20 protein-coding genes and 1 pseudogene are annotated in these 23278 nt (G+C 52.4%); 13 read left to right on the top strand and 8 right to left on the bottom strand.

Annotation, left to right across the window (positions count from 1 at the left end; genetic code table 11):
• Positions 1-174 precede the first annotated feature (174 nt).
• Positions 175-924 (top strand): 5'-nucleotidase, lipoprotein e(P4) family, encoded by a 750-nt coding sequence (locus EPYR_RS09170; protein ID WP_012668127.1) that lies wholly within the window; start codon positions 175-177, stop codon positions 922-924.
• 81 nt (positions 925-1005) lie between these two features.
• On the opposite strand, the gene EPYR_RS09165 is transcribed toward EPYR_RS09170, so the two are convergent.
• The gene (locus tag EPYR_RS09165) at positions 1006-2478 is read right to left on the bottom strand and encodes a catalase (protein WP_041473998.1); all 1473 of its coding nucleotides are present in this window, start codon (positions 2476-2478) and stop codon (positions 1006-1008) included.
• Between the two features lie 213 nt (positions 2479-2691).
• On the opposite strand from EPYR_RS09165, the gene EPYR_RS09160 reads away from it, so the two are divergent.
• The 5 genes and pseudogenes from EPYR_RS09160 to EPYR_RS09140 all read left to right on the top strand — a co-directional run bounded on the left by EPYR_RS09160 (position 2692) and on the right by EPYR_RS09140 (position 6990).
• On the top strand, positions 2692-2913 hold the full coding sequence (locus tag EPYR_RS09160) for a type II toxin-antitoxin system Phd/YefM family antitoxin (RefSeq protein ID WP_012668125.1): 222 nt from the start codon (positions 2692-2694) through the stop codon (positions 2911-2913).
• Positions 2910-3281: a type II toxin-antitoxin system death-on-curing family toxin gene (locus EPYR_RS09155; RefSeq protein ID WP_014538918.1), complete on the top strand. Its 372-nt coding sequence runs from the start codon at positions 2910-2912 to the stop codon at positions 3279-3281. The genes EPYR_RS09160 and EPYR_RS09155 overlap by 4 nt, the downstream gene beginning before the upstream one ends.
• Positions 3282-3427: 146 nt before the next feature.
• Positions 3428-3904 (top strand): annotated as a pseudogene (locus tag EPYR_RS09150) (helix-turn-helix domain-containing protein); the annotation flags it as partial.
• 371 nt (positions 3905-4275) lie between these two features.
• Positions 4276-6213, top strand: coding sequence for a methyl-accepting chemotaxis protein (locus tag EPYR_RS09145; RefSeq protein WP_014538915.1), 1938 nt, complete (start codon positions 4276-4278; stop codon positions 6211-6213).
• Between the two features lie 141 nt (positions 6214-6354).
• Positions 6355-6990, top strand: a complete 636-nt coding sequence (locus EPYR_RS09140; RefSeq protein ID WP_012668121.1) for a carbonic anhydrase — start codon at positions 6355-6357, stop codon at positions 6988-6990.
• 88 nt (positions 6991-7078) lie between these two features.
• Here the strand turns inward: EPYR_RS09140 and EPYR_RS09135 are convergent, their stop codons facing one another.
• Complete coding sequence (locus EPYR_RS09135) at positions 7079-7528, bottom strand: DUF4385 domain-containing protein (RefSeq protein ID WP_012668120.1); 450 nt, start codon at positions 7526-7528, stop codon at positions 7079-7081.
• The gene (locus EPYR_RS20750; protein WP_014538914.1) at positions 7515-7670 is read right to left on the bottom strand and encodes a hypothetical protein; all 156 of its coding nucleotides are present in this window, start codon (positions 7668-7670) and stop codon (positions 7515-7517) included. Before EPYR_RS20750 ends, EPYR_RS09135 begins: the two co-directional genes overlap by 14 nt.
• 309 nt (positions 7671-7979) lie before the next feature.
• Here EPYR_RS20750 and mqo point away from each other — a divergent pair, with 309 nt between their 5' ends.
• On the top strand, positions 7980-9635 hold the full coding sequence (gene mqo / locus EPYR_RS09130; RefSeq protein WP_012668119.1) for a malate dehydrogenase (quinone): 1656 nt from the start codon (positions 7980-7982) through the stop codon (positions 9633-9635).
• A 99-nt stretch (positions 9636-9734) separates the two neighbouring features.
• On the opposite strand, the gene EPYR_RS09125 is transcribed toward mqo, so the two are convergent.
• A complete protein-coding gene (locus EPYR_RS09125; protein WP_012668118.1) occupies positions 9735-10169 on the bottom strand; it encodes a hypothetical protein in 435 nt (144 codons plus the stop codon).
• 414 nt (positions 10170-10583) lie between these two features.
• On the opposite strand from EPYR_RS09125, the gene EPYR_RS09120 reads away from it, so the two are divergent.
• From EPYR_RS09120 to EPYR_RS09110, 3 genes are read left to right on the top strand one after another with little or no spacing between them, the layout of a single operon-like run.
• Complete coding sequence (locus tag EPYR_RS09120; protein WP_012668117.1) at positions 10584-11948, top strand: SrfA family protein; 1365 nt, start codon at positions 10584-10586, stop codon at positions 11946-11948.
• 2 nt (positions 11949-11950) lie between these two features.
• A complete protein-coding gene (locus EPYR_RS09115) occupies positions 11951-14935 on the top strand; it encodes a virulence factor SrfB (RefSeq protein WP_226060735.1) in 2985 nt (994 codons plus the stop codon).
• Positions 14932-17331: a virulence factor SrfC family protein gene (locus EPYR_RS09110; RefSeq protein WP_012668115.1), complete on the top strand. Its 2400-nt coding sequence runs from the start codon at positions 14932-14934 to the stop codon at positions 17329-17331. The genes EPYR_RS09115 and EPYR_RS09110 overlap by 4 nt, the downstream gene beginning before the upstream one ends.
• 159 nt (positions 17332-17490) lie before the next feature.
• Here EPYR_RS09110 and EPYR_RS09105 read toward each other — a convergent pair whose 3' ends face one another.
• From EPYR_RS09105 to EPYR_RS09095, 3 genes are all read right to left on the bottom strand, one after another.
• The gene (locus EPYR_RS09105) at positions 17491-17763 is read right to left on the bottom strand and encodes a barstar family protein (protein WP_012668114.1); all 273 of its coding nucleotides are present in this window, start codon (positions 17761-17763) and stop codon (positions 17491-17493) included.
• A gap of 1 nt (position 17764) precedes the next feature.
• Positions 17765-18235: a ribonuclease domain-containing protein gene (locus EPYR_RS09100; RefSeq protein WP_012668113.1), complete on the bottom strand. Its 471-nt coding sequence runs from the start codon at positions 18233-18235 to the stop codon at positions 17765-17767.
• Positions 18236-18368: 133 nt separating this feature from the next.
• The gene (locus EPYR_RS09095) at positions 18369-19388 is read right to left on the bottom strand and encodes an AI-2E family transporter (RefSeq protein ID WP_012668112.1); all 1020 of its coding nucleotides are present in this window, start codon (positions 19386-19388) and stop codon (positions 18369-18371) included.
• A gap of 311 nt (positions 19389-19699) precedes the next feature.
• On the opposite strand from EPYR_RS09095, the gene EPYR_RS09090 reads away from it, so the two are divergent.
• Positions 19700-20158: an RrF2 family transcriptional regulator gene (locus tag EPYR_RS09090; RefSeq protein WP_014538912.1), complete on the top strand. Its 459-nt coding sequence runs from the start codon at positions 19700-19702 to the stop codon at positions 20156-20158.
• Positions 20159-20419: 261 nt separating this feature from the next.
• Positions 20420-20761: a helix-turn-helix domain-containing protein gene (locus tag EPYR_RS09085; RefSeq protein WP_012668110.1), complete on the top strand. Its 342-nt coding sequence runs from the start codon at positions 20420-20422 to the stop codon at positions 20759-20761.
• 50 nt (positions 20762-20811) lie between these two features.
• Here EPYR_RS09085 and glsB read toward each other — a convergent pair whose 3' ends face one another.
• Positions 20812-21738, bottom strand: a complete 927-nt coding sequence (gene glsB, locus EPYR_RS09080; protein ID WP_012668109.1) for a glutaminase B — start codon at positions 21736-21738, stop codon at positions 20812-20814.
• A gap of 270 nt (positions 21739-22008) precedes the next feature.
• Here glsB and EPYR_RS09075 point away from each other — a divergent pair, with 270 nt between their 5' ends.
• Positions 22009-23193, top strand: a complete 1185-nt coding sequence (locus tag EPYR_RS09075; protein WP_012668108.1) for a sugar transporter — start codon at positions 22009-22011, stop codon at positions 23191-23193.
• Positions 23194-23278 lie beyond the last annotated feature (85 nt).

The raw sequence follows: 23278 nt of genomic DNA, 5'->3' as shown, positions 1-23278 counted from the left end.
TGTTATTACAGGACGCTCACCGACTGACAATCGCGGACGTGCTTATCCGTTGCTACATTTGCGCTACTGTCACTGATTCTCAATCAAAATAGGGTAGACATGATGACCTCACCAAGGCGTAATGGAGAGGTAGCACCTCTTGGTTTTTGATTTTTCTTATTATAAAGGGATCATATGCACGTACTAAAAAAAGCGGTACTCCTGACATTGTCATTCACCAGCACTGCAGTTTTAGCCGCAGCGGCGTCATCGAGCTGCCCGGCGCAGAATTATGAAATGGCACTGCGCTATCAACAAAAGTCCGCTGAAGTCATGGCTTTACAGCTACAGACTTACCGCTTCGCTCAGGCGCGTTTTGACCAAAAATTAGGCCAGTTAAGTGCTCCGGAAAAAGCCGCAATTGTGCTGGACCTGGACGAAACCGTTATCGACAACAGCGCATTGCTGGTACGGGACGCTAAAGAATGCCATGACTATACCCAATGGGACACCTGGGACAGCTGGGAAAAACACGGCAATCCCAGGTTAATCCCTGGCGCGAAAGCCTTTCTCGAAAACGTGAACAACAAAAAAGTCCGTATTTTCTACGTTTCAGATCGTTTTGAAAAAAATAAGGCCCAGACCATGGCAACCTTAAAAAAATTGGGGCTGCCCCAGGTTTCTGAACAGAATGTCCTGCTGGATACAGAATCCAAAGAGAAACGCCGGGCGAAGATAATGCGGGACTATCAGATAATCATGCTGTTAGGCGACAGCCTGCCAGACTTCGCCGCCCAGTTTAAAGCGAAAAAAAGTGCCGAATCGCAACACCAGCTGGTTAGTGAAAGCGCGGCACATTTTGGTGATGACTGGTTCGTGCTGCCAAATTCTGCCTATGGCGCCTGGTCGACCTATGACACTGAAGGCTGGAAAGAGATTAAATAGCGCATGCACCACTTAATCAATCCCGTCTTGAGTACCGCATGGCTCATAAAAAAAGCGCCTTAAAGGCGCTTCATTCAGGCGTTATTGATCACGTTTCGCTCTTTCCTGCAATACGTTAGCAGCAATACGATCGCCTGTTGCCCTGTCGATATTGCGCCAGTATTCAAACGCGCGTGAAAGAACCGGTTCTTCGACTCCCTTCAACAGATGGCCGGTGACGTTGTTCACCAGGCGATCGCGAGCGGCGGCATCCATGACCTTATTTACCAGGTCATTCGCCTGACCGTAATCATCGTCATCTGCACGCAGTGTGTAAGCCGAGCGCACCAGATTTCCCTGAGATTCCCAGGTTGTATCTGTCGGATAGCGTTCACCGTCCGCCGCCGGCCCACCTTTTGAATTAGGCGCATAGACTGGGTCAGAGGCGAGATGAATACGCATCGCACCATCTTTGCTGTAACTGTTCACCGGGGACTTAGGCGCATTCACCGGGATCTGCTTGTAGTTAACACCCAGCCGCGCGCGGTGAGCGTCAGCATAAGCGAATATACGGCCCATCAACATTTTATCCGGGCTTAAGCCAATGCCGGGCACCAGATTATTTGGCTCAAAAGCAACCTGCTCAATTTGCGCGAAGTTATCGGTAGGATTGCGGTCCAACACCAGTTTGCCCACTTTGATCAGCGGATAATCACTGTGCGGCCAGACCTTGGTGAGATCGAACGGGTTATAACGATAGGTTTCAGCATCAGCGAACGGCATAATCTGCATATGAAGCGTCCAGCTTGGTGAATTTCCTGCTTTGATTGCTTCAAACAGATCGCGGGTATGATAATCGCCATCCTGACCGGCTAGCGTATCGGCATTTTCCTGAGCCAGGAACTCAACGCCCTGATCGGTTTTAAAGTGATATTTCACCCAAAACTTCTCGCCCTGGGTATTGACCCACATATAAGTGTGGCTCGAATACCCATTCATATGGCGCCAGCTTTTAGGGATCCCACGATCGCCCATCAGCCAGGTCACCTGATGAGCCGATTCTGGAGACAGGGTCCAGAAATCCCACTGCATGTCGTTATCGCGCAGATTATTATCCGCACGACGTTTCTGGGAACGGATGAAATGCTGGAACTTCATCGGGTCGCGAATGAAAAACACCGGAGTGTTATTCCCGACCATATCGTAGTTACCTTCGCTGGTGTAAAACTTAATTGAAAAACCGCGTGGGTCACGCCAGGTATCCGGGCTGCCACGTTCACCCGCCACCGTTGAGAACCGCATAACCACATCGGTTTTGACACCAGGCTGGAAGAGGGCGGCCTTGGTATACTGGCTGACATCTTCGGTCACTTCAAAGTGACCAAAAGCACCGCTGCCTTTTGCGTGCGGCTGGCGTTCAGGAATACGTTCACGATTGAAATTAGCCATCTGCTCAATCAGGTAATGATCATGCAGCACGATAGGGCCATCAGGACCAACCGTTAATGAATGCTCATCACTGGCTACCGGGATCCCCGCGTCTGTAGTTGTTGGTTTACGCACATCATCGCTCATCGCCATACTCTCCATGTTTAAATGGTTATTTTCGACACTAAGCGTAGTACATAAACATTGATAAGGATGGGGGATTCGGTGGTTTTTTAATCATCTGACAGCATTTTTTTGCATCGCGTTATGCCATGATGGAGTGCCCCATATTGAAATAAACACCTTTGGAGTGTACATTGGAGTGTATGTTGGATTGTACATTTCAATAAGGCTATGACTATGCAAGCTATAAATTTTACAACAGCCCGTAATGAACTGGCATCCGTTCTTGATAGCGTTGCCAACGGTAAGCCAGTAATGATCACACGCAGATCGGCAAAGCCCGTTATAGTGATTGATGCCGGGCAGTATGAAAAAATGCAAAAGATTCAGGCCGAATCGGACTTTGATTGGTTGTTTACTGAACATGGGCAGACACTTGAGGCTCTTAAGAACCGATGATCAATTTTCTAACCAGTGAAGACATCATCGGCATTCATGAGCGTATGATTGTCGCTTACGGAGGTCTGGCCGGTTATGCTGATCCTGGTCGGATAGAAAGTATGGCAACACGAATTCTGAACCGCCACATGTACGAAGGCGAGGTTGATATATACGTTCTGGCTGCTGCATATCTGCTGGCCATCGCGCGGGGGCATTGTTTCAATGATGCAAATAAGAGAACCGCATTTGCTTCAACGGCATTATTTCTGCGCCGTAATGGGATTCTTCTTCGGTTTTCTCCAAGCCATGAAGAGTTGGCTGTCGCAGCAGCGCAGGGGAGCCTGGATGTATGGCATATTGCTGAAGCACTAAAACAGTCTGCATGACAAAAGCGCTATCCTCGCCCCAGTCTATTCAATTTAACATAATATACATTATGCGCACCAATGTTGTAAGTCCCATTTGATAATGTCACTTTTTAGCTAGTTTATAATGTCACCCAGATACGGCGCATTTGCCACCTTTATGGGAGATCTCTTCTAAAGAACTCCACCGCTTGCCGGTGATCCAGGCCGTTGTTGAAAAGCGCCTGCGTCGCCGTGATACCGCCTCTCAGTTGGATCTCACAGAACGTCAGGTACAACGTCTGATGAACCGCTTCAGGGAATCCGGTGCTGCCGGGTTGACGAACACTCGTCGCGGTATGCCTGGAACTCATCGCATTGATGTTGCACTGCGCCATCGGATACTGACGCTGCTACGTGAAAATTACGTCGGTTTCGGGCCCACATTTGCCGCAGAAAAGCTTCAGGGGCGTCACGGGATTTCTGTTTCAGTCGAGACGCTGCGCTGCTGGATGACTGCCGATGCTCTCTGGGTGCCGCATGCCCATCGGCGATCGCGAGTCTATCAGCCCCGGTATCGCCGCGACTGTTTGGGTGAACTCATTCAGATTGACGGTTCACACCACGACTGGTTTGAAGGCCGTGCACCGAAGTGCTGCCTGCTGGAATCCATCCGACTACAGGAACACGTAATGTCCTGGAGCCGCTATGGTCGGTCGTTATGTACAGGAACGGGGTTATTAATGGCTAAAATTAAGGTTTTTTAAATTAAAATTAGGTTAATCATCATTAGTTGGCATGAAGTGGTGATAGAAAAAATATACTATTTCAGGTGATTAAAAATAAATTGATGCCTTTTTTTTACTTTTTTCACCATCGGGAACTTCAAGCAATGATCAGTACTTATATCGATAATACCACCCCTGCCCTTTCCATTGCCTGTCAAATAACCTCGCGGAGTTTATCTTTAAATAGTGAATTATCAAATCATTATGCATATTTAATTTTAATTGATTTCGACGAGATGATTTGAAACATGAAAAGAATATTGAATCACATCTCATTGCCTGCAAAGCTCCTGCTTCTTGGCGTATTCGGTTTATTGCTCTTTGCTGTCCCTACCTGGATGTATATTCAAGAAGGGAACGCGGATGTGAATACCAAGATACTTGAATTAAAAGGCGTGCCTGTAGAAAAAGAGGTGTTCGACCTGTTAAATCTTATGCAGCGTCATCGGACTGAAACGGCTTTTGCCATTGCTACAAATAACCCGGTAAGTCCAACCCGCATCGCATCGAGAGATCGGGTGAATTCAAAAGCAGATGCCATTGGGGCGTATTTGCGTACAACTTCCATTGACAATCATGTTCAACAGAGATTTAGTGAACTAACTGCTTTGTGGAATCAATTGCAAAGCGATATCGATGATAAAAACCTCACAACTTCGGGAAATTTAAAGCGCCACACTGATTTAATACGCATGCTCCTTGATATAAACACGCATATACTCGATTATCATAATTTATCTCTCGACCCCGATCTTCGCAGTTATCAGCTTATAATAGCCATGCTAAATCGCCTGCCGACTTTAACAGAAGCTATTGCTCAGATGCAAGCTGTTGGTGTTTCCTCGCTGCTTAAGAAAGACGCTATCAGTGCCAGTGATTTGGTGCGCATGGAGGTGCTGATAAATAATGGTAAAATTGCGTTCGAAAATTTCAACGCGGAACTTGTGAAATCTTGTCAGTCTGACAACGCGTTATGTATGAAGCTTAATCCTCTGTCTGATATCGCTTTGAAAAAATATAATGAAGCGTTAGCGATGACTGAAGACGGTTTTCTAAAACACGGAAAGCGCCCTCAAGCTGAAGATTATGCGGCAGCATTGACTCTGGCTATTAATGACTATGCGATATTGGCTAATGAAGGCTGCGATGAATTGATGTTTATGCTTTCCGAACAGATTAAACAGCATCGATTAAATCAATTGCAGCTTTTAGCATGGCTTATTGTCATTGCCATTATGGTCATCGTTATGGGTATCTGTATTAGTCATTCGATTACCGGCCCGGTCAGTGAAGCGACTAAAGTTGCCAGCGAAGTGGCCTCTGGAGATTTAACTTCTCACCTTGTGCAAACAGGCACTAATGAAGTGGCAGATCTGACTCATTCACTGATGAAAATGCGTCAACGTCTTTCATCGCTAGTTGCAGATATTAAGCATCATGCGGCTACCATCGCGACCTCATCTGAAGAGATAGCCAAAGGGAATAATGACCTCTCATCTCGTACAGAGGAACAGGCTGCCTCTGTTGCGGAAACAGCCGCAAGCATGGAGCAGCTTTCGTCCAGCATACTTCAAAACGCCGAAAATACTCGTCATGCCGCCGTTATGGCAAGCTCGGCTACCGAATCTGCGCTTATGGGGGGAGAATCAATGGAATCCGTGCTTAGTTTGATGCAGAAAATCAGCACCAGCGCTGGCCAGATTGAGGAAATCACCAGCGTTATTGATCATATTGCATTTCAGACCAATATTCTGGCATTGAATGCATCCGTAGAAGCGGCAAGAGCTGGAGAACATGGCAGAGGGTTTGCCGTCGTCGCTGAGGAGGTAAGAGCGCTTGCCCAAAGGTCGGCAAGAGCTGCCAAGGATATCAAACTGCTGACAGGACAATCGGTTGACATTGCCCGTCAGGGGATTCTGCAAGCCCAGGACTCAGGGGATAAGGTCAAGCAAAGCGTTAAGGCCATTGCGCAAACGGCGCGACTGGTGAATGAAATTTCAACCTCTTCTAAGGAGCAAACTTCCGGTGTGACACAAGTGAATATTGCCGTAAGCCAAATGGATCGCTCAATCCAGCAGAATGCGGTTATGGTTGAACAATCAGCCTCATCAGCAGGAGATCTCGCTGCCCGAGCCATCCAGTTACTCGATATGGTTGCTGTTTTCCGTACCACGGCAACCATTTAAATATCGCAAAGTCGGCCACGGCGGGTTTTCCGCTTCTGGCCGACGGGTGACCCGCGCACCAGCATGGCGGTTGTAGCCGTCACTGATAAAATGCAGAATGTTATCTGAGTTGTACCATCACTACTAAAAAGAGATATCGCTATGCAACACATTGTCGAAGGTTTCCTGAACTTCCAGAAAGAGATTTTCCCGGAACAAAAAGAGTTGTTCCGCAGCCTTGCCTCTGGTCAGAATCCCAAAGCGTTGTTCATCTCATGTTCAGATAGCCGCCTGGTGCCGGAGCTGGTCACCCAGCAAGATCCCGGGCAGCTCTTTGTTATTCGTAATGCCGGCAACATTGTGCCCTCCTTCGGACCGGAACCGGGCGGCGTATCTGCAACGATCGAATACGCAGTCGTTGCGCTGGGCGTAAGCGATATTGTTATTTGTGGGCATTCAAACTGTGGTGCCATGAAAGCAATAGCTACTTGCCAGTGTCTTGAACCGATGCCGGCCGTTGAACACTGGCTGCGCTATGCCGATGCGGCTAAGGCGGTTATCGAGAAAAAAACCTACGGCAGCGAAGAGGAAAAAGTGAAGGCCATGGTTCAGGAGAATGTCATTGCGCAGCTAAACAATATCAAAACGCACCCATCTGTTGCTGTTGGCTTACGTAACAATGCGTTACGCCTGCATGGCTGGGTTTATGATATTGAAAGCGGTGTCATTCTGGCGCTGGATAAAAACAGCAAACGGTTCGTTCTGTTATCTGATAACCCGCAGGTTCATTTCGAGTAATTCTCAGCGGCATGGATGCCCTGCATTTTCCCCATTCCCCTTGCACTGACTTGTGCGAGTTCATTTCAGGCTGCCGCCGCCATCAACGTTAACCATAAAGCAACTGATGCTTTTTTTTACGTGACAGATAATCCTTATCCTCCCGGATCTGGTCCCAGCAGTGTTTGAAAATAGCGGCCGCTGCGGCTTTTTCTTCATTGAGTTGATAAGGCAGGATCTGCTTATCGGCATCATATTTACGCCCACCTTTGTGATTCGCGTAGCGGCGCGCCCGCGTATAACCCATTTGGATAAATTTACGTGCCATATCCATGCCGACGAAATCATCATCTGCGCGGTAGGCTTCAAAAAGCTGCATAATCTTTTTGGCGGAAATATCGGCAATAGCGGGAGTTTTAAAGCGCCAGTGGGGCAGTATCTCACTTTTATAAGGCTCTACTATCAATACGCCCTGCTCCCCCCGGCCTACCTGATATTTTTCAGGCTGTTGGCGAAAATTGATGCCCTTAAAATCCTGCTGATAATCAAATTCCTTCATTAGCGCTATATTCCGTTAAGTTGGCGATAGTGAATAATCCTGGCACATCCAGCGCATATGCCCAGTTAACGGCATCAGTATGATAGTTAATCGCCACCAGACAGTGCAGCCGGCTCATTGCACCAACTGATAACCCGGCCAAAATGCCGCCTGAGCGGTGATTATTATTGACAATAATGTGCTATTTTTCCAAAAACATATAGACAACACGCCAGATTAACCACTTAAAGGGTGCGTGATAACTGATTTCATTGAAAAATAACCAACTTTTCGCACTTCTGTAAATTAACCCGCAGGTTTTTTAACTAAAAAAATTATCTGTGCAATTAAAGAAACCAATCAGGAATTAAAAAAAACCAGATTTAGCTTAAGTTGTGAAAATAGTTATTAACTTATGGTTAAATTGCGCTAAAATATATTTTCAATTCTTTAACTAATACTGATATTCGATATGTCTAACATCAGAAAAACGATCCCTGTTCTCTCCTTGTCCGCTCTGCTTGTTTGTAGCAGTAGCTGGGCTGAAAACGCTGCCCCACAGAAAACGGATGTGCTGCTGATTGGCGGCGGCATTATGAGTGCATCACTGGGCACTTTTCTCCAGGAACTTCAGCCAGGCTGGAAGCAGCTGATGGTGGAAAAGCTCGATGGCGTTGCCCTGGAGTCTTCTAACGGCTGGAATAACGCCGGCACGGGCCACTCGGCCAACATGGAACTGAACTACACGCCCCAGCGTGCGGACGGTTCCATTGACGTCAGCAAAGCGCTGGAAATCAACGAGCAATTTATGATTTCCCGCCAGTTCTGGACCACTCAGGTGAAGCGCGGCATCCTCAACGACCCGCACTCCTTTATCAACTCGACCCCGCATATGAGCTTTGTCTGGGGTGATAATAACGTTAACTACCTGACCAAACGCTATGAGGCGCTGCAGCAGACTACCCTGTTCCAGGGAATGAAATTCTCAACCGATCAAAACCAGATCAAGCAATGGTCACCGCTGATCATTGAAGGCCGCGACCCGCAGCAGAAAGTTGCAGCAACCTGGACTCCGGTTGGTACCGACGTGAACTACGGCGAAATCACCCGTCAGCTGATCGGCAGTCTGAAGAAAGATAAAAACTTCACGCTGGAAACCTCATCTGAAGCTACCGGGTTTACACGTAATGCCGATAACTCATGGCATGTCACCATTACCGTTGTTAAAAGCGGTGATAAGCACAGCGTTGATGCGAAATACGTGTTTATCGGTGCTGGCGGCGGCGCGTTGAAGCTGTTGCAGAAAACCGGCATCCCGGAAGCGGATAACTATGCTGGCTTCCCGGTGGGCGGTTCGTTCCTGGTGAGCGAACATCCTGAAGTGACCAAACAGCATACGGAAAAAGTGTATGGTCAGGCTTCCGTTGGCGCACCGCCAATGTCAGTACCGCATCTGGATGCCCGCTTTATTGACGGTAAACGCGTAGTACTGTTCGGGCCCTTCGCCACCTTCTCAACCAAGTTCCTGAAAAATGGCTCGTTGTTCGATCTTCTCAGCACCACCACCACCAGCAACGTGATGCCGATGACCCATGTGGGCCTCGATAACTTTGACCTGGTGAAATACCTGGTGGGTCAGGTGATGCTAAGCGACGATGACCGTTTCGCTGCGCTGAAAGAGTACTACCCGAATGCGCGTAAGGAAGACTGGAAGCTGATTCAGGCAGGCCAGCGCGTTCAGATTATTAAAAAGGACGCTGACAAAGGTGGCGTGCTGAAGTTGGGTACCGAAATTGTTACCGACAAGCAGAAAACCCTTGCTGCTCTGTTGGGCGCATCGCCGGGAGCATCAACAGCGGCTCCTATCGCGCTGAACGTCATTAAGAAACTGTTCCCTGAGGAGTTCAACTCACCAGAGTGGCAGAGCAAGATCCGCGCTATCGTGCCAAGCTATGGCCAGCAGTTGAATGGCAACGTGTCCTTAACCCAGCAGGTTTGGAACGACACCGCAGCGACGCTGCAACTGACTAAACCCCCGGTAATTGATAGCAAAACCGGTAAAGCCACCGATGTGGCACCACAGCAAGAAAAGCACGTTGAAAGCGCACAACATGATATGGCGCTGTAATTTGTAACGCATGTAACGGCTAAAGCCCGGTGACTATCACCGGGCTTTTTTTATTTTGCAGAACAGGTTATCAGCCCGGACAGCAGCTGTAAGGCGATATTAGCCAGCAGTGGAGCTTGTGACGGCAAAAGCCGGTTTGTTCCTCGTCACTGAATAGGCAACGTGAACGGCTTGATCGGTGTTAGTGGTGACGTCAACAGACTGAATACTGACCCGGCCAAGGCCAAAAAGCGTTTGCACATAGCCCCCGACCTTATGTTTTCCGGCAGAGACAAACAGCGCTTTGCTGTCTCCGCGACCCAACATTCCCGCCTCTTTATCGTCGATAGTCAGGATCACCGTCGAGCCGTCATCGGCGCGGGTGAGGATGTGCGAGACATTAATCTGCGTTGGCCCTGCAGCAAATTCAGATACGGCAGGGGTGGCTTCAGCAGCGCTTACCTCCACGGTGGCAGGGGCTTCAGCCGCTTTATGGCTACAGCCTGCAAGCGCCAGCGTGGCCGCAAGAGTGACAAGAGTGGAACGATAAAACATAATGACGCTATTTCCTCAGTGTGGTTTAAGCCGGATATCATAGCGTTGCGTGCTGATAAAAACAGCCGTTCCTGCTTAGGGTTGTTCCTATTTACCAGAGTTTTACAGTCGCAGCGCCAGCGTATCGCTCTACCCGGCAATCAACGTCATAACGATGGCAACGCCAGTCTTGCTGCCGACATAAGCCTATGTTAATCATCTCATCGTCCGGCCTTGCGATAGCGGATGGCCAGGCAGGTCAAAATGACGGTTGTTCTTTATGGGTTGACACGGCTCAATGTTCCGTTCCCTTCTATGCTCAAAATACCCAACTAATTTATAGCTTGTTTGCGCATTTGGTTTAAGTCAAACGGCACTAGACTATGCTGTTATTACCCGCCTGTTAAATCCAATCCTGAATATAAGGCCTTTTGCGTGGCAAAAATCTTCTTACGCAGTGGAAATCTGGACGCGCTTCTTGCCCTCGGTGAAAGCGGTCAACCGGTTTATCTCTCCGCTTTGCAACTGCGCGAAACCCTGCGCCTGAGAAAACAGTCACAGATAGCCGACTGCCTGGCTATCCCTCAGCCGAACGATGCCGGCAACCGTCTTGACTGGTATTCCCCCGTAGCGGGTAAAGTGACTACCTGGGCTTCTGCCAGTAACAGCGCACGAAGCGCAGCGCTTAATCAGCTGCTGGTATGCCAGAGCACTTTCGCTGAAATTAGCGAACGCGCCCTGCGCTCGGAAAAACCAGGCCAGAAACTGTTCGGCGCTCTGCTGAACAAGGCACTGCAATTCCCGGACCAGAACTTTGTCTATCTTGTTGATGGCAAGCCGGTCATCACTTTTTGGGGTTTTATCAGTCTGGATAAAAAGACCCGTCAGAACGCTTTTGACTGTTTAACACTCGATGATGTTGATCCCCAGATTGCCCTGTCGCGCCTGGCCCCGGTGACTGTCTCCAGCGTTTCCGTGGCGAAGCCCGAGCCATTACCCGCCCGGCAACCGGCTCTGGTCATCCCGTCTATGACTGCGCAAGACCGGGCTGATGAACCTGAACCGACAGATGAACCGACAGATGAACCGACGTCAGAACCTGTTCCGGCGGTGCCGTTAGTCGAGGAAAAACCAGCCGCCCGATCCTGGCTGCGATATGGCTGGCTGTTGCCAGCCGCCGTATTACTGGTCGCTTTTGGCATACAGTTAAAAGCATGCAGCGACAGATCCATCGCCACATCGCCCCCGGCCACTCCCCCCGCTGTAGAGCCACCAGCACGGTCGCCAGCCCCCACGGTTGCACCGGCGGTGTTGAGTGCGCTACCGCTGACTTCCGCCATCGTCGTACCCACGCCCCGTCCTGATCCAGCGCCTGCACCGGCTGCCGCCCCGCTAGCGGATGTACGCCCGGCAGGGAAAGATGACCTGGTGATGCCGCAAAACGCGGTAAAAATCGGTTCCGTCAAGTTCCTCAACGGAAACTGGCGCGTTCGGGTACAGGTGAAAAATCCGCTGACCGGCACACCGCCCATGCTGAAATATCAGCTACAGAATGGTAAAGGCAGCGCCCGTATGATTCAGGGCGACGGCGTAAGCTGCCGGGTTGAGGTGTTCGCCGGACTGATGAAGTCAGGCAACCTGGTGATCAACAGCCGCAGCAAAGCGCGTTGTAGCGACGGCTCGCGCTATCAGATGCCGGAGCTGGTCTGTAAACAGGGTTTGACCGGCGCCGCCGAGTGCAGCGGCCGTTATAACAACGATACGGTGCTGCCAATGACCATGAAGCGTGAGAGTAAATGAGGATGCTGGCGACAATGACTGACTTTATACCCAATATGACGCTGATACAGAATAGCGGCATTCAGTTCCTCGACTTTGCTGTCAAGCCGGATCTCGCTACCGACTGGCCGGGTAAATTCGTGCGCCAGACGGCAAACGGCCCCCTGCTACGGCTCCACTATCATCAGCAGAGCGGAAAATACCTGCTTCCTCAGGTGGCGAGTGCGCCTGCCGAAGTGGTGAAGCCCGAATTCAGCTTCCCGCTGGAGCAGTCGCTCGCTTTGCTTAACGCACAGTGGCTTCCGCTGCCTTATTTCCGCTTTAACCCACCGCGCACTTTTATTGGCGGCCCTGATAACTGGGCGCGTGCGCAAGTCGTCGAGTTAGATAAGGCCGATGCCAGCGGTAACACGCATCGCGTCGTGCTGGCGTTTGACACCAAAGTCTGGGCCGATGGCGAAGACGAATCGCTGGCGTTGAATGAGAATGACGGTAAGAACGGGGTCAGCTTTGCATTGGCTCACCACAGCGATGAGCTGGGAGAATTCCTCGATCATACCTGGGTGGATGGCTGGCTGCGCGAAGTCTTCAGCGAAAGTGCTTCCCAGCTGGAGCAGCGCCCACAGGTGAATATCAAAACCGCACTGCGCGAATTCGAGTATCAGGCTCACTATCTCAATATCCTGCATTTTCTTGCTCATCAGCTGTCGCTGCCTGAACTGAAGATCAGCGCCGCCTCGCTGCAGGAGCCGGCAATTGCCGTGGATTTAATCCTTGACGTGGGCAATTCACACACTTGCGGCATCATGGTCGAAGACCACACGGACGATCACCAGGGCCTCAGGCACACCTACGAGTTGCAGATGCGCAATCTCAGTCAGCCGCATCAGCTGTACAACGAACTGTTTGAAAGCCGGGTCGAGTTTGCTCAGGCCAGTTTTGGTAAACAGAATTTCTCGCTGGAAAGCGGACGCGATGATGCCTTTATCTGGCCATCAATCACCCGGGTGGGTCGTGAAGCGGGTCAGCTGGCGCTGCAGCGCCTCGGCACCGAAGGCGCGACCGGGCTTTCCAGTCCGCGCCGCTATTTGTGGGATGAAGAGAGCTACACGCCGGGCTGGCGTTTCAGTCGTACTGCGGGCAACCTGATGCAGGAGCGGCCGGCCATCGCCCGGCCGCTAACCAATCTGATTAATGATGAAGGACAGCCGCTGTACAGCATGGCGCTGGAGGATCGTCTGCCGGTGTTTGCCGCGCATTACAGCCGCAGTTCGCTGATGAGCCTGATGCTGTCTGAGCTGCTGGCACAGGCGCTATTGCAGATCAACAGCCCGATGCAACGTCAGAAAATGCGACACGGCAGCGCGCCGCGTCAGCTGCGCAATATTATCCTCACCCTGCCGTCGGCAATGCCAAAACCGGAACGCGAAATCTTCCGCCGCCGCATGCAGGAAGCGATTGCGCTGGTATGGAAAGCGATGGGCTGGCATCCGCAGGACGACGATTTCACCCTCGCTGTGGATCGAGCGAAAAGCCTTGTCCCGGTCCCCCAGGTACAGATGGAGTGGGATGAAGCGACCTGTGGCCAGATGGTTTATCTGTATAACGAAACACAGGTTAATTTCGGCGGTCGTGCCGAGGCGTTCTTTGCCAGTATGGCGCGCCCCGACTGCGACCGAGCCGCCGATGAACCGGCCGGTAAAACGCTGCGCATCGCCTCAATTGATATCGGCGGAGGCACCACCGACCTTGCCATCACCCAGTATCGCCTTGATGACGGCGTTGGCAATAACGTGAAAATTTCGCCGCGCCTGCTGTTCCGCGAAGGCTTTAAGCTGGCGGGAGACGATATCCTGCTGGACGTCATCCAGCTTTATGTGCTGCCAGCGTTACTGATTGCCTTTAAACAGGCTGGTATCGTCAACCCGGAAGCGGTGATGACGCGTCTGTTTGGCCATGAAGGCCATATGGACGGCCACTCCACGCTGCGTCAGCAGGTCACGTTACAGCTGTTTATCCCCCTGGGTCAGGCGATCCTGTCCGCCTATGAAAACGTCGATCCGCTCGATCTCAACGCAGAAATTGACGCACGCTTTGCCGAACTGCTGGCCCAGCCGCCGACGGATAAACTATTGGACTATATCAACCGTGAAATCCAGGGCGAACTGCCGGGTGATGCGCCAGCCTTTGATATTCTCGACGTGCCGCTGATAGTCCGACTGAGCAAGCTGCACGGCGAGTTCCTGTCGCCGCGCATGAACATCACCCACAGCCTGCGCTCAATGTCTGAAGTGGTTGCGGTATATGACTGCGATGTGCTGCTGCTAACCGGCCGCCCTTCACGCTTCCCCGGGGTACAGGCCCTGTTCCGCCACCTGCAACCGCTGCCTGTCAGTCGTATTCTGTCGCTTGACGGCTACCACACCAATGACTGGTATCCGTTTAACAAGCAGGGAAAAATTGAAAACCCGAAATCAACGGCGGCGGTCGGGGCGATGCTGTGCCTGCTTTCACTCGATCTGCGGCTGGGTAACTTCTGGTTTAAAGCCGGAGATTTCCAGCCCTACTCGACCATCCGTTATCTGGGAATGCTGGACGGCACGGGCGCGCTGACGGCAGATAACGTCTGGTATAGCGATATCGATCTCGACAAGCAAAGTTTCAATCTCGACGTGCGCAGCCGTTTCCAGGTGCGCGGCGCGTTAACGCTCGGCTTTCGCCAGCTGGACAATGACCGCTGGCCCGCCTCGCCGCTATATACCCTGACCATTGTTGATTCACAGCTGGCTCGCAGCGTGGCGGGAGATAACGTATTACGCATCAAGCTGGCGGTCAGTCGGCCGTTTGGCGAGTTCGGCCCGGAGCGTTTCGCCATTGCCGAAGCCAGCCTCGATGACGGCAGTCAGGTGCCGCTTGAGCACCTGCGCCTGCGGCTAAATACGCTGGCCAGCAGTGGCTCCGGCATCGCGCATTACTGGATTGACAGCGGGAGCGTCTACAAGAAATGAAATCTCTGAATAACATCCTGTCAGCACAGGCTAAAAACCAACGTGATGCCCTGACACAGGGCATCAGCCAGGCGCTGGAGTGGCTGGAGGTGAACCGTCAGCTGGCTCCGCGCCTTAACCGGGAAGCTGACCGTCTGGCGATCAAACTGCTGCGCCAGCATAACCGGGCCAGTGTGCTGGCGCGCCAGGCTGAACAGCCTTGCGCCATCGGGCTGTTTGGTCTGGCTCAGGCCGGTAAGTCGTATCTGGTGGGGGCGCTGGCCGCCAGCGGTAAAGGACGCGTCGAATGCGCGCTCGGTAACAGCGTACTGGATTACGCCAGCCAGCTGAATCCGCAGCAGCAGACGGCAAACCTGGTGCTGCGCTTCAGTGGTCGGCAGCACAGCAGCGACAGTAGCTGGCCGGTTCAGCTGGACTTGCTCACCGAATGTGAACTGGTGGCCATCCTCGCACTGCAATATCATCAAAATTATGGTTCCCGTCCGGCAGATGCTGCGGGCTTTGACGAGCAGCAGCTGGAAGATAAAGTGCAGAATGTGGCGATGTATCGCCAGCCGGGGGGGACCGACGGCATTAACCGTCACCAGATGGTGGCGCTGTGGGATACGCTCCGTCTGATCCTGCCGGCCAACTCCGCGCTGGAGAGTCATTTCTGGCCGCAGGCGACAGAACTGGCCCCGCTGCTGGGCGTGGACGAACGTGCACGACTGTTTTCATTGCTGTGGGGCGAAGACCGGCAGATCACCGCGCTTTACCGTCAGCTGGCGCACGTTTTACATCATCTCTCCTGCGTGGAGCAGGTGCTGGCTCCGCTTAGCGTGCTGGATGAGCCTTCCTACAGCCTGCTGTACAAAAACGGGATCAGTCAGTTCAATGCCGCCACCGACCTGATAATACAGGTGCTGCCACGCCACAACGGGCGCGGGCTGGCCCCGGTCAGCGTGGCGATGGCAGAATTAACCCTGTTGAGCCGGGAAATCATGCTGCCGCTTTACAGCGCACCGCGTGAAGAGCTGTTCAGCGAGGTCGACCTGCTTGATTACCCCGGATTTACCACCCCTTCGGTACTACCGGATGATGAGCAGTACGCGCTGGCGCTGCGGTTTTTACAGGCACGCCGTCCGTTTCTGTTGCAGCGCGCGGCGCAACAACAGGACGTCACCCATCTGCTGGTATGCAGCGCAGCGGCTCACCGCAATGAGACCCGCCAGGTGGGTCTCCTGCTCGACTTCTGGGTGAAACAGACCCAGGGAGAAACCCGTGCATTACGCAGCGGACGCAAGCCGGGCCTGATCTGGGCGATGACGCCATTCGATCAGCGTATAACCCACGGCCATCATTGCGATGCGGCGGTGCAACGCTTCGTGGGCAATCCGGGCGACGCCTGGGGCGCGTTGCTGGCGATGGATGAAAAAGGCCTACAGCGGATGACGGGTTACCTGGTTAATGAAGTGCAGCGCGGCGGCAAGCTGCAACGCATTGCCAGCCAGCGTATTGAGATCCAGCGCGAACTGACGGACAACCAGCTGGGCTGCTGGCATCAGGAGGCGGATGGAGAAGATCCGACGCAGCGCATGCGCATTGCTGAAACGCTGCTAAAAGCATTGCAGACGCGTACCGGCGTTCACGGTGAACTGCTGGAGCGTCTGGTGCCGCTGCGCGATACGCTGCGTCATCTGTTTCTGCAACGCCAGCATCAGCACAACCGCACCGTGGCCGATGAATACAGCCTCAGTGAGGACGACCCGTTCGGGATCGGTATGGCCATCGACCTGCTGAGCGACCAGCCGCTGACAGCGGTACAAAGCAGCTATCACAGCGCGCCGCCGGTCGATCATGAAGTGGAATTTGCGCAAAGCGTCTATCGTCACTGGGTTAATCAGCTGCGCCTGCTGCCGGATAACGGCCCGCTGTTAACGTTGCTGGGCGTCAGTAAACCGACGCTGGAGAGGTTAACCGAAGAGCTGATCACCGCCAGCGTGCGCCAGCAGCTGGAAAATGCGCTGGTGCACGTATTGGCCGACAACGACACGCACGGACTGCCCGCCGAACAGATCGCCGATCGTCAGGTATCACGCGCGCTGAGCGTACTGGGAGATTTTGTTGCGTGGCTCGGTTTCCAGCAGCTGCCAGAATCACAGCGGCCGGACAGCCGGATCAATCGTGGGCAGAAAATTTTTGCTAAACCTGAAGCGCAGACCGTCAGTCTGGGACCGGGCCAGCGTTTAACCCGGCTGGCGCTGAAGCCGAACAATCATGCCGCGTTTTATATCTACGACTGGCTGGTGGGTCTCAATGAGATGATAGTGCAAAATGCCGGTTATGGTGCCTCACGCGAAATCAGCCCGCAGCAGCGCGAAAAGCTGGCGCAGATATTAACGCAGCTGACCCCTTAGGATCAGTTCGAGGCCGCCCGGTAGTCCGCTGCGTTACCGGGCATCGTTTTATATTTCCACTGCGCTGTGGGCAGGTCATCCAGTTATCTGGCTAAGCCTGGCTTGCTGTGCGGTTGCGGCCAGATATTTTGTCTGTTGTTACTGATACCCTCTGGGCATTCAGCGTGGGCTGATATGAACGCTGAATGCCCCACCCGTTTCCTGCTCTGCTTCCTTCATCACTGCCACAATACGCTCCAGTTCGGCCTGCTGCGGATGGCCTTGCAGATGGCGTAATGTGATGCGCAGCGGCAACGGCACGCCGCCGGTGAGCATATCCCAGAGCGCATCCTGATTGGCGCCAAAAAAGTTGAGATTAAATGCGATTGCAAACTGACGGTAGAAGTCAGCGCAGTCCTCTACCCGCTGTAAATCGAAGCTGACCCGCTGCATCTTAGTTCACTCGCTCGAAATGACGATAATGGTCGTTGGTCACAAAGATAAGCCCGTCGCTGGAGTACAGCATGCGATCCGTGCCACGACGGCCGCACTGGTAGTTGACATCGGCCTCAAACCAGCGCCGCCCGGCCCTGTCCGGTAGCCCGCCCTCACGATTGCTAAAGCGGTCACCGCCAATCGCTTTACCGGGCAGCACGCTGCACAGGTTACCCTTTGCCGGATCCCATCCCTGGCGGCGTGCCTCTGCCTTACCCAGATAGTAGCCAGGCAGCTGATGATGCTGTTGAAGGTAATCCGCCACCCGCCGCTGCTGCGTCAGTACGCTGATATTGCTGCTATGCGAACGGGCAGTGCCGATCTGCGTTTGGGGCCTGTTGGCGGGCGCGGGCTGTTCCCCGGGCTTTCGTAATCCGGCGTAGCTGGCAATAATGACCAGGATTGCCGCGATGATCGGTTTTTTATTCATGAGCGCAGTTTAACAAATCCTGAAGCCTGTCGAATGAAAAAGCACATCATCTGGTCTGTTAAGCGTTGCTGTCACCCTTGTCTGCGCCGGGAACAGCAGCAGCCCGATGGATATGCCGGTTGCATTCATCATATTAAATCAAACTGGCGGCACGTAGTTCCGCCTTAAGGTAGGCATAATAAACCGGCGCGGCGATCACGCCGGCGAGGCCAAAGGCGGATTCAAATACCAGCATCGCCAGCAGGATTTCCCAGGTTTTAGCGCTAATACGACTGCCAAAAATGCGCGCATTGATAAAGTATTCCAGCTTATGGATCAGTACCAGATAAACCAGCGCAATCAGCGCGGCTTCAAGTGAAATAGATAGCCCAATCAGCACAATGACCGTATTGGAGATCAGATTACCGATAATCGGCAGCAGTCCGGCGACGAAGGTCAGCACCACTACGGTTTTGCCAAACGGGAAATGCAGGCCGAATAGCGGCAGTACGCCAAATAAAAATGCCCCGGTCAGTACGGTATTGACCAGTGAGACCTTGATTTGGGCAAAAACGACATTGTGGAATGCCGCCGCCAGAATGCTCAGGCGATCGAGCATGGCTTCTTTTAGCGGCGCATCGGGGCGTTTACCAGCGCTGATGCGCAGGGAGATTATCGCACCGAGCAGCATACCGATTAGCATGGTGGCAAAGGTATGCGCGGCGTTACGGCCAAAGGTCTGCACGACCACCAGATGCTCACGCAGCCAGCCAATCATCCGGGTCTGTAGTTCGTCGATGTCAGACGGCAGATAACGGGTAATCACCGGAGAAAGCGTATGCTGGGCGTCTTCCAACAGTTTGCTGGCGGTAGCATGGAAAGCGGCAGGATTCTGTAAGTCGTTTAGCATAAAGCCAATCAGTTTGGTGATGCCGGTGACCAGCGCCAGAATCAACGTCACGCTAAGAAACATAATGCTGATCCAGCGGGCGACAGGGCCTTTCACCAGCCGTTCTATCAGCGGCGTGAGCGCCAGAATAATTTCATAAACGATAAAGCCGGCCAAAAAACAGGGCAACAAACGCAGCGGGAAGACAGCATACAGGGCGGCAAATACCAACAGGTAACTGGCGGCCTGGCAAAGCATTACACGATCGTAGTTCCTTATTTCCATAAACGAATCCTGTCCGAAGCTTCAGATGAAGCGAATCACCCCAGTATACCCTGTTTTTATTGCTTTAATGATGTCAGAGCAGCGCAATGGAGTAAGAATACATTTTCGGCGGGCATCCGGCCTTCGACTTTCTATAAACTGCTAAAAATCAGCAAGATAGGGTCAATAGCCCGTATCGCTTAGTGCACGTCTTCAAAAGTGCAATTTGATTGGGTATAATATGGAATCTTTATTTACCTGATTCATTGATTTTCAATGCTTTTATCTTAACGCTTCATCTTAAATGAACAGAAAAAAGCAAGGAACTCATCATGCTTGATTTTCGTTTTCCTACCGCTATGCAAATGGTTCTGTGTATTGCCAGAGCGCATAGTGAAGGTCTGCGCTGCACCAGTAAAATACTGGCCGATGGGCTGAAGGCTAACCCGAGTTTTGTCCGTAAAATGATGGTACCCCTCACGCGTGATGGCATTATCATTTCCACGCTCGGTCGTAGCGGCTCCATCCGCCTTGGGCGGCCCGCGCACCTGATCACCTTATGCGATATCTACCTGTCTGTGATTGAAGACAAGCCCTTGATGGCCGGACGCCCCGAAGCAGAACCTTGTTGTATCGTCAGTGCAAACGCCTGCTGGTACTTTAAACAGCTGGCCAAAGAAGCCGAACAGGCCTCGCTAGACGTACTGGCTAAACGCACCGTAGCCGATGCGTTGCACGACATTCTTCAGCACGGCTCCGCCGAGCCTGACCCGCAGCGCTGCACATCCTGAATGGCGTCTCCCCGTTAACAGGGGAGACGTCAACGTTCCCTCCCTCTCCCTCTCCCTCTCCCTTCCAGCCCTGCATCCGCTGATTGATCTCTTGTTGCTGAAACTCCTCTTAATGTATCAATAAAACTTGCATTATATCCGAGATTGACTTACCGTAATTAAATGCATTCGTTAAAGTTGCTTTTTATGCCAATCGGTAATACAGAGCGCAAGGCAACTGACCATAACCCATATTCGTCACACCAAATCAGGGGTACACCGATGAGTCATGATGATTTTATTAGCGATCTTGTGCAGTGGATCGATAACCATATTGAAGGAAAGATGGATTTAGATACGGTTGCCGACCGGGCTGGCTATTCTAAATGGCACCTGCAGCGCATGTTCAAACAGCATACCGGTTACGCACTGGGTGAATACATTCGTCAACGCCGTCTGAAAAAATCTGCAGAGCGCCTCGCACGCGGCGGGGAGCCGATCCTCGATGTGGCAATCAGTTTTGGCTTCGATTCGCAGCAATCCTTTAACCGCAGTTTTAAACGCCAGTTTGGTCAATCTCCGGGGGCCTGGCGGCGTCAGGTACGTACTGCCGTGCATGCCTGAAATCTGGGCGCGGCTCGCTGACCGGCTTGAGATACTCAGGCCGCGTCCGATCAGAATATTGAGCGCCCGATACGTTCAGCCAGCAGTTCCAGTGCTGCGGTGCCTGCCAGCGAATTACCCGATCCGTCCAGTTCCGGCGACCAGACGGCAATGCTCATCTCACCCGGCACCACGGCAATAATGCCGCCACCGACTCCCGATTTCCCCGGCATACCCACGCGCCAGGCAAACTCACCCGCACCATCATACATGCCGCTGGTGACCATTAATGCGTTGATCTGCCGGGTTTGTTTCGGGGTTAACACCGCGTCTTCCTGTCCCAGCCCCCGACCATGATTGGCCAGATAGAGAAAGCAACGCGCCAGTTCAACGCAGTTCATGTTCATAGAGCAGTAGTGAAAATAGGTTTGCAGTACCGTTGGCACATCGTTAGCGAAATTACCGAATGATTTCATTAGCCAGGCGATCGCCGCATTACGTGCGGAATGTTCAAACTCAGAACGCGCCACATGGCGGTCATAGTGAATCTCCGGCTGCTGTGAAAGCCTGCGCACCACCTCCAGCATACGCTGCCGGGGCGCGGTCAGTCGCGTTTCCAGCATATCGCAGACCACCAGTGCACCCGCGTTGATAAAAGGATTACGCGGTTTACCCTGTTCCAGCTCAAGCTGTAACAGAGAGTTAAACGGCTGTCCGGAAGGTTCTTTACCCACCCGCTGCCAGATTTCGCTTTCCTGATAGCGTGTCAGCGCCAGCGTCAGAGAAAGCACTTTAGATATCGACTGAATTGAAAAACGTTCTTGCGCATCTCCCGCCTGATAAATAGAGCCATCGAGGGTACACACGGCGATTCCCAATCGTTCTGCCGGAACACCGGCCAGCGCAGGAATATAACTGGCTACCCGGCCCTGTCCAATCAATGGCCGTACCTGCTGAATAATCTCTTCCAGCAAGCTGTTATCCAGAACGCTTACCATGTTCGTTCCTCTGTTGCATGCGGTTAACCTCTGATTTACGGCGCAATTCTGAGGCCTGAACGCCACTACGTCAAATGCTGCGTGTAGTATATAAAAGTGTATTTGTCACGATGACAGACTGCTTAATAACGCTGTTGATGTTTATATTCTGATTTACAAAATTGTTTATTTTTTTATTTCATCTCGCCAATAAATAAAAGACAATATCTCTGATTCATTCTCAGCCCCTGCTCCAAGGCTAACATTTTCTTAACACAACGCTAATTTTTCATGCAAACAATTCCCGTTTCTCGTAAGACCGCATGGCTACGCGTGCTGATGCTCGCTATTGCCGCCTTTATTTTTAACACCACTGAGTTTGTGCCAGTGGGGCTGTTGTCGGACATTGGCAGCAGTTTTTCCATGCAGACGGCGCAGGTCGGGCTGATGCTGACCATTTACGCCTGGGTGGTGGCGCTGATGTCGCTACCGATGATGCTGCTGACGCGTAACGTAGAGCGCCGTCTGTTGCTGGCGGTCATATTTGTGCTGTTTGTCGCCAGTCACGCGCTTTCTTCCGTGGCGTGGGATTTCACTACCCTGCTGGTTTCGCGCATTGGCATTGCGTTATCGCACGCCATTTTCTGGTCGATCACCGCTTCTCTTGCCATTCGCGTCGCGCCACAGGGTAAGAAGACTCAGGCATTAAGTATGATGGCTACCGGCACCGCGCTGGCGATGGTGCTTGGCCTGCCAATCGGGCGGATGATTGGCCAGCTGCTGGGCTGGCGAATCACCTTCGCCGTGATCGGCGCGGTCGCGTTGGTCACCATGTTGCTGCTGCTGAAACTGTTGCCGAAGCTGCCAAGCGAACATACCGGTTCGTTGAAAAGCGTGCCGATGCTGTTCCGCCGTCCGGCGCTGGTGGCGTTGTATCTGCTGATTGCCATCACCGTTACCGCTCATTACACCGCTTATAGCTATATTGAACCGTTTATTCAAAGCGTTGCGGGACTGAGTGGTGGCTTCACCACTTTCCTGTTGTTAGTTTTCGGCGCGGCGGGGATTGTTGGCAGCGTGCTGTTCAGCATTTATGGCAATAAATTCCCGGCCACGTTTTTAATCGCAGCCATCGCCTTAATTACCCTGTCGATGATGTCTCTTTATGTCGCCGCAACACATACGATTGCGGTTTCCACGCTCTGCATTGTCTGGGGCATGGCGGTGATGATAATGGGTCTGGCGGTACAGGTGCGTGTGCTGGCGCTGGCTCCGGATGCCACCGACGTGGCGATGTCGTTGCTGTCTGGTATTTATAACATCGGTATCGGCGCCGGAGCGCTGCTGGGTGGCCAGGTGAGCCTGCACCTGAATATGGCCAGCGTCGGTTATGTCGGCGGCGCGATTGGCGTGCTGTCTCTGCTGTGGTGCGCCTGGAGTATGAAGCGCCATCCGCAGCTGCGCCTGAACGGATAGTCTGCTTATCGCAGGTTAAGAAGCCCGGGCTGTTTTTGGTGCTGGCCCGGGTCACCTCCTGGCTTTTCCGCTATTAGTCGGTTCT

The sequence above is a fragment of the Erwinia pyrifoliae DSM 12163 genome (genome assembly GCF_000026985.1).
Lineage (GTDB): Bacteria > Pseudomonadota > Gammaproteobacteria > Enterobacterales > Enterobacteriaceae > Erwinia > Erwinia pyrifoliae.
This window is presented reverse-complemented; position numbering and strand designations above follow the sequence as displayed.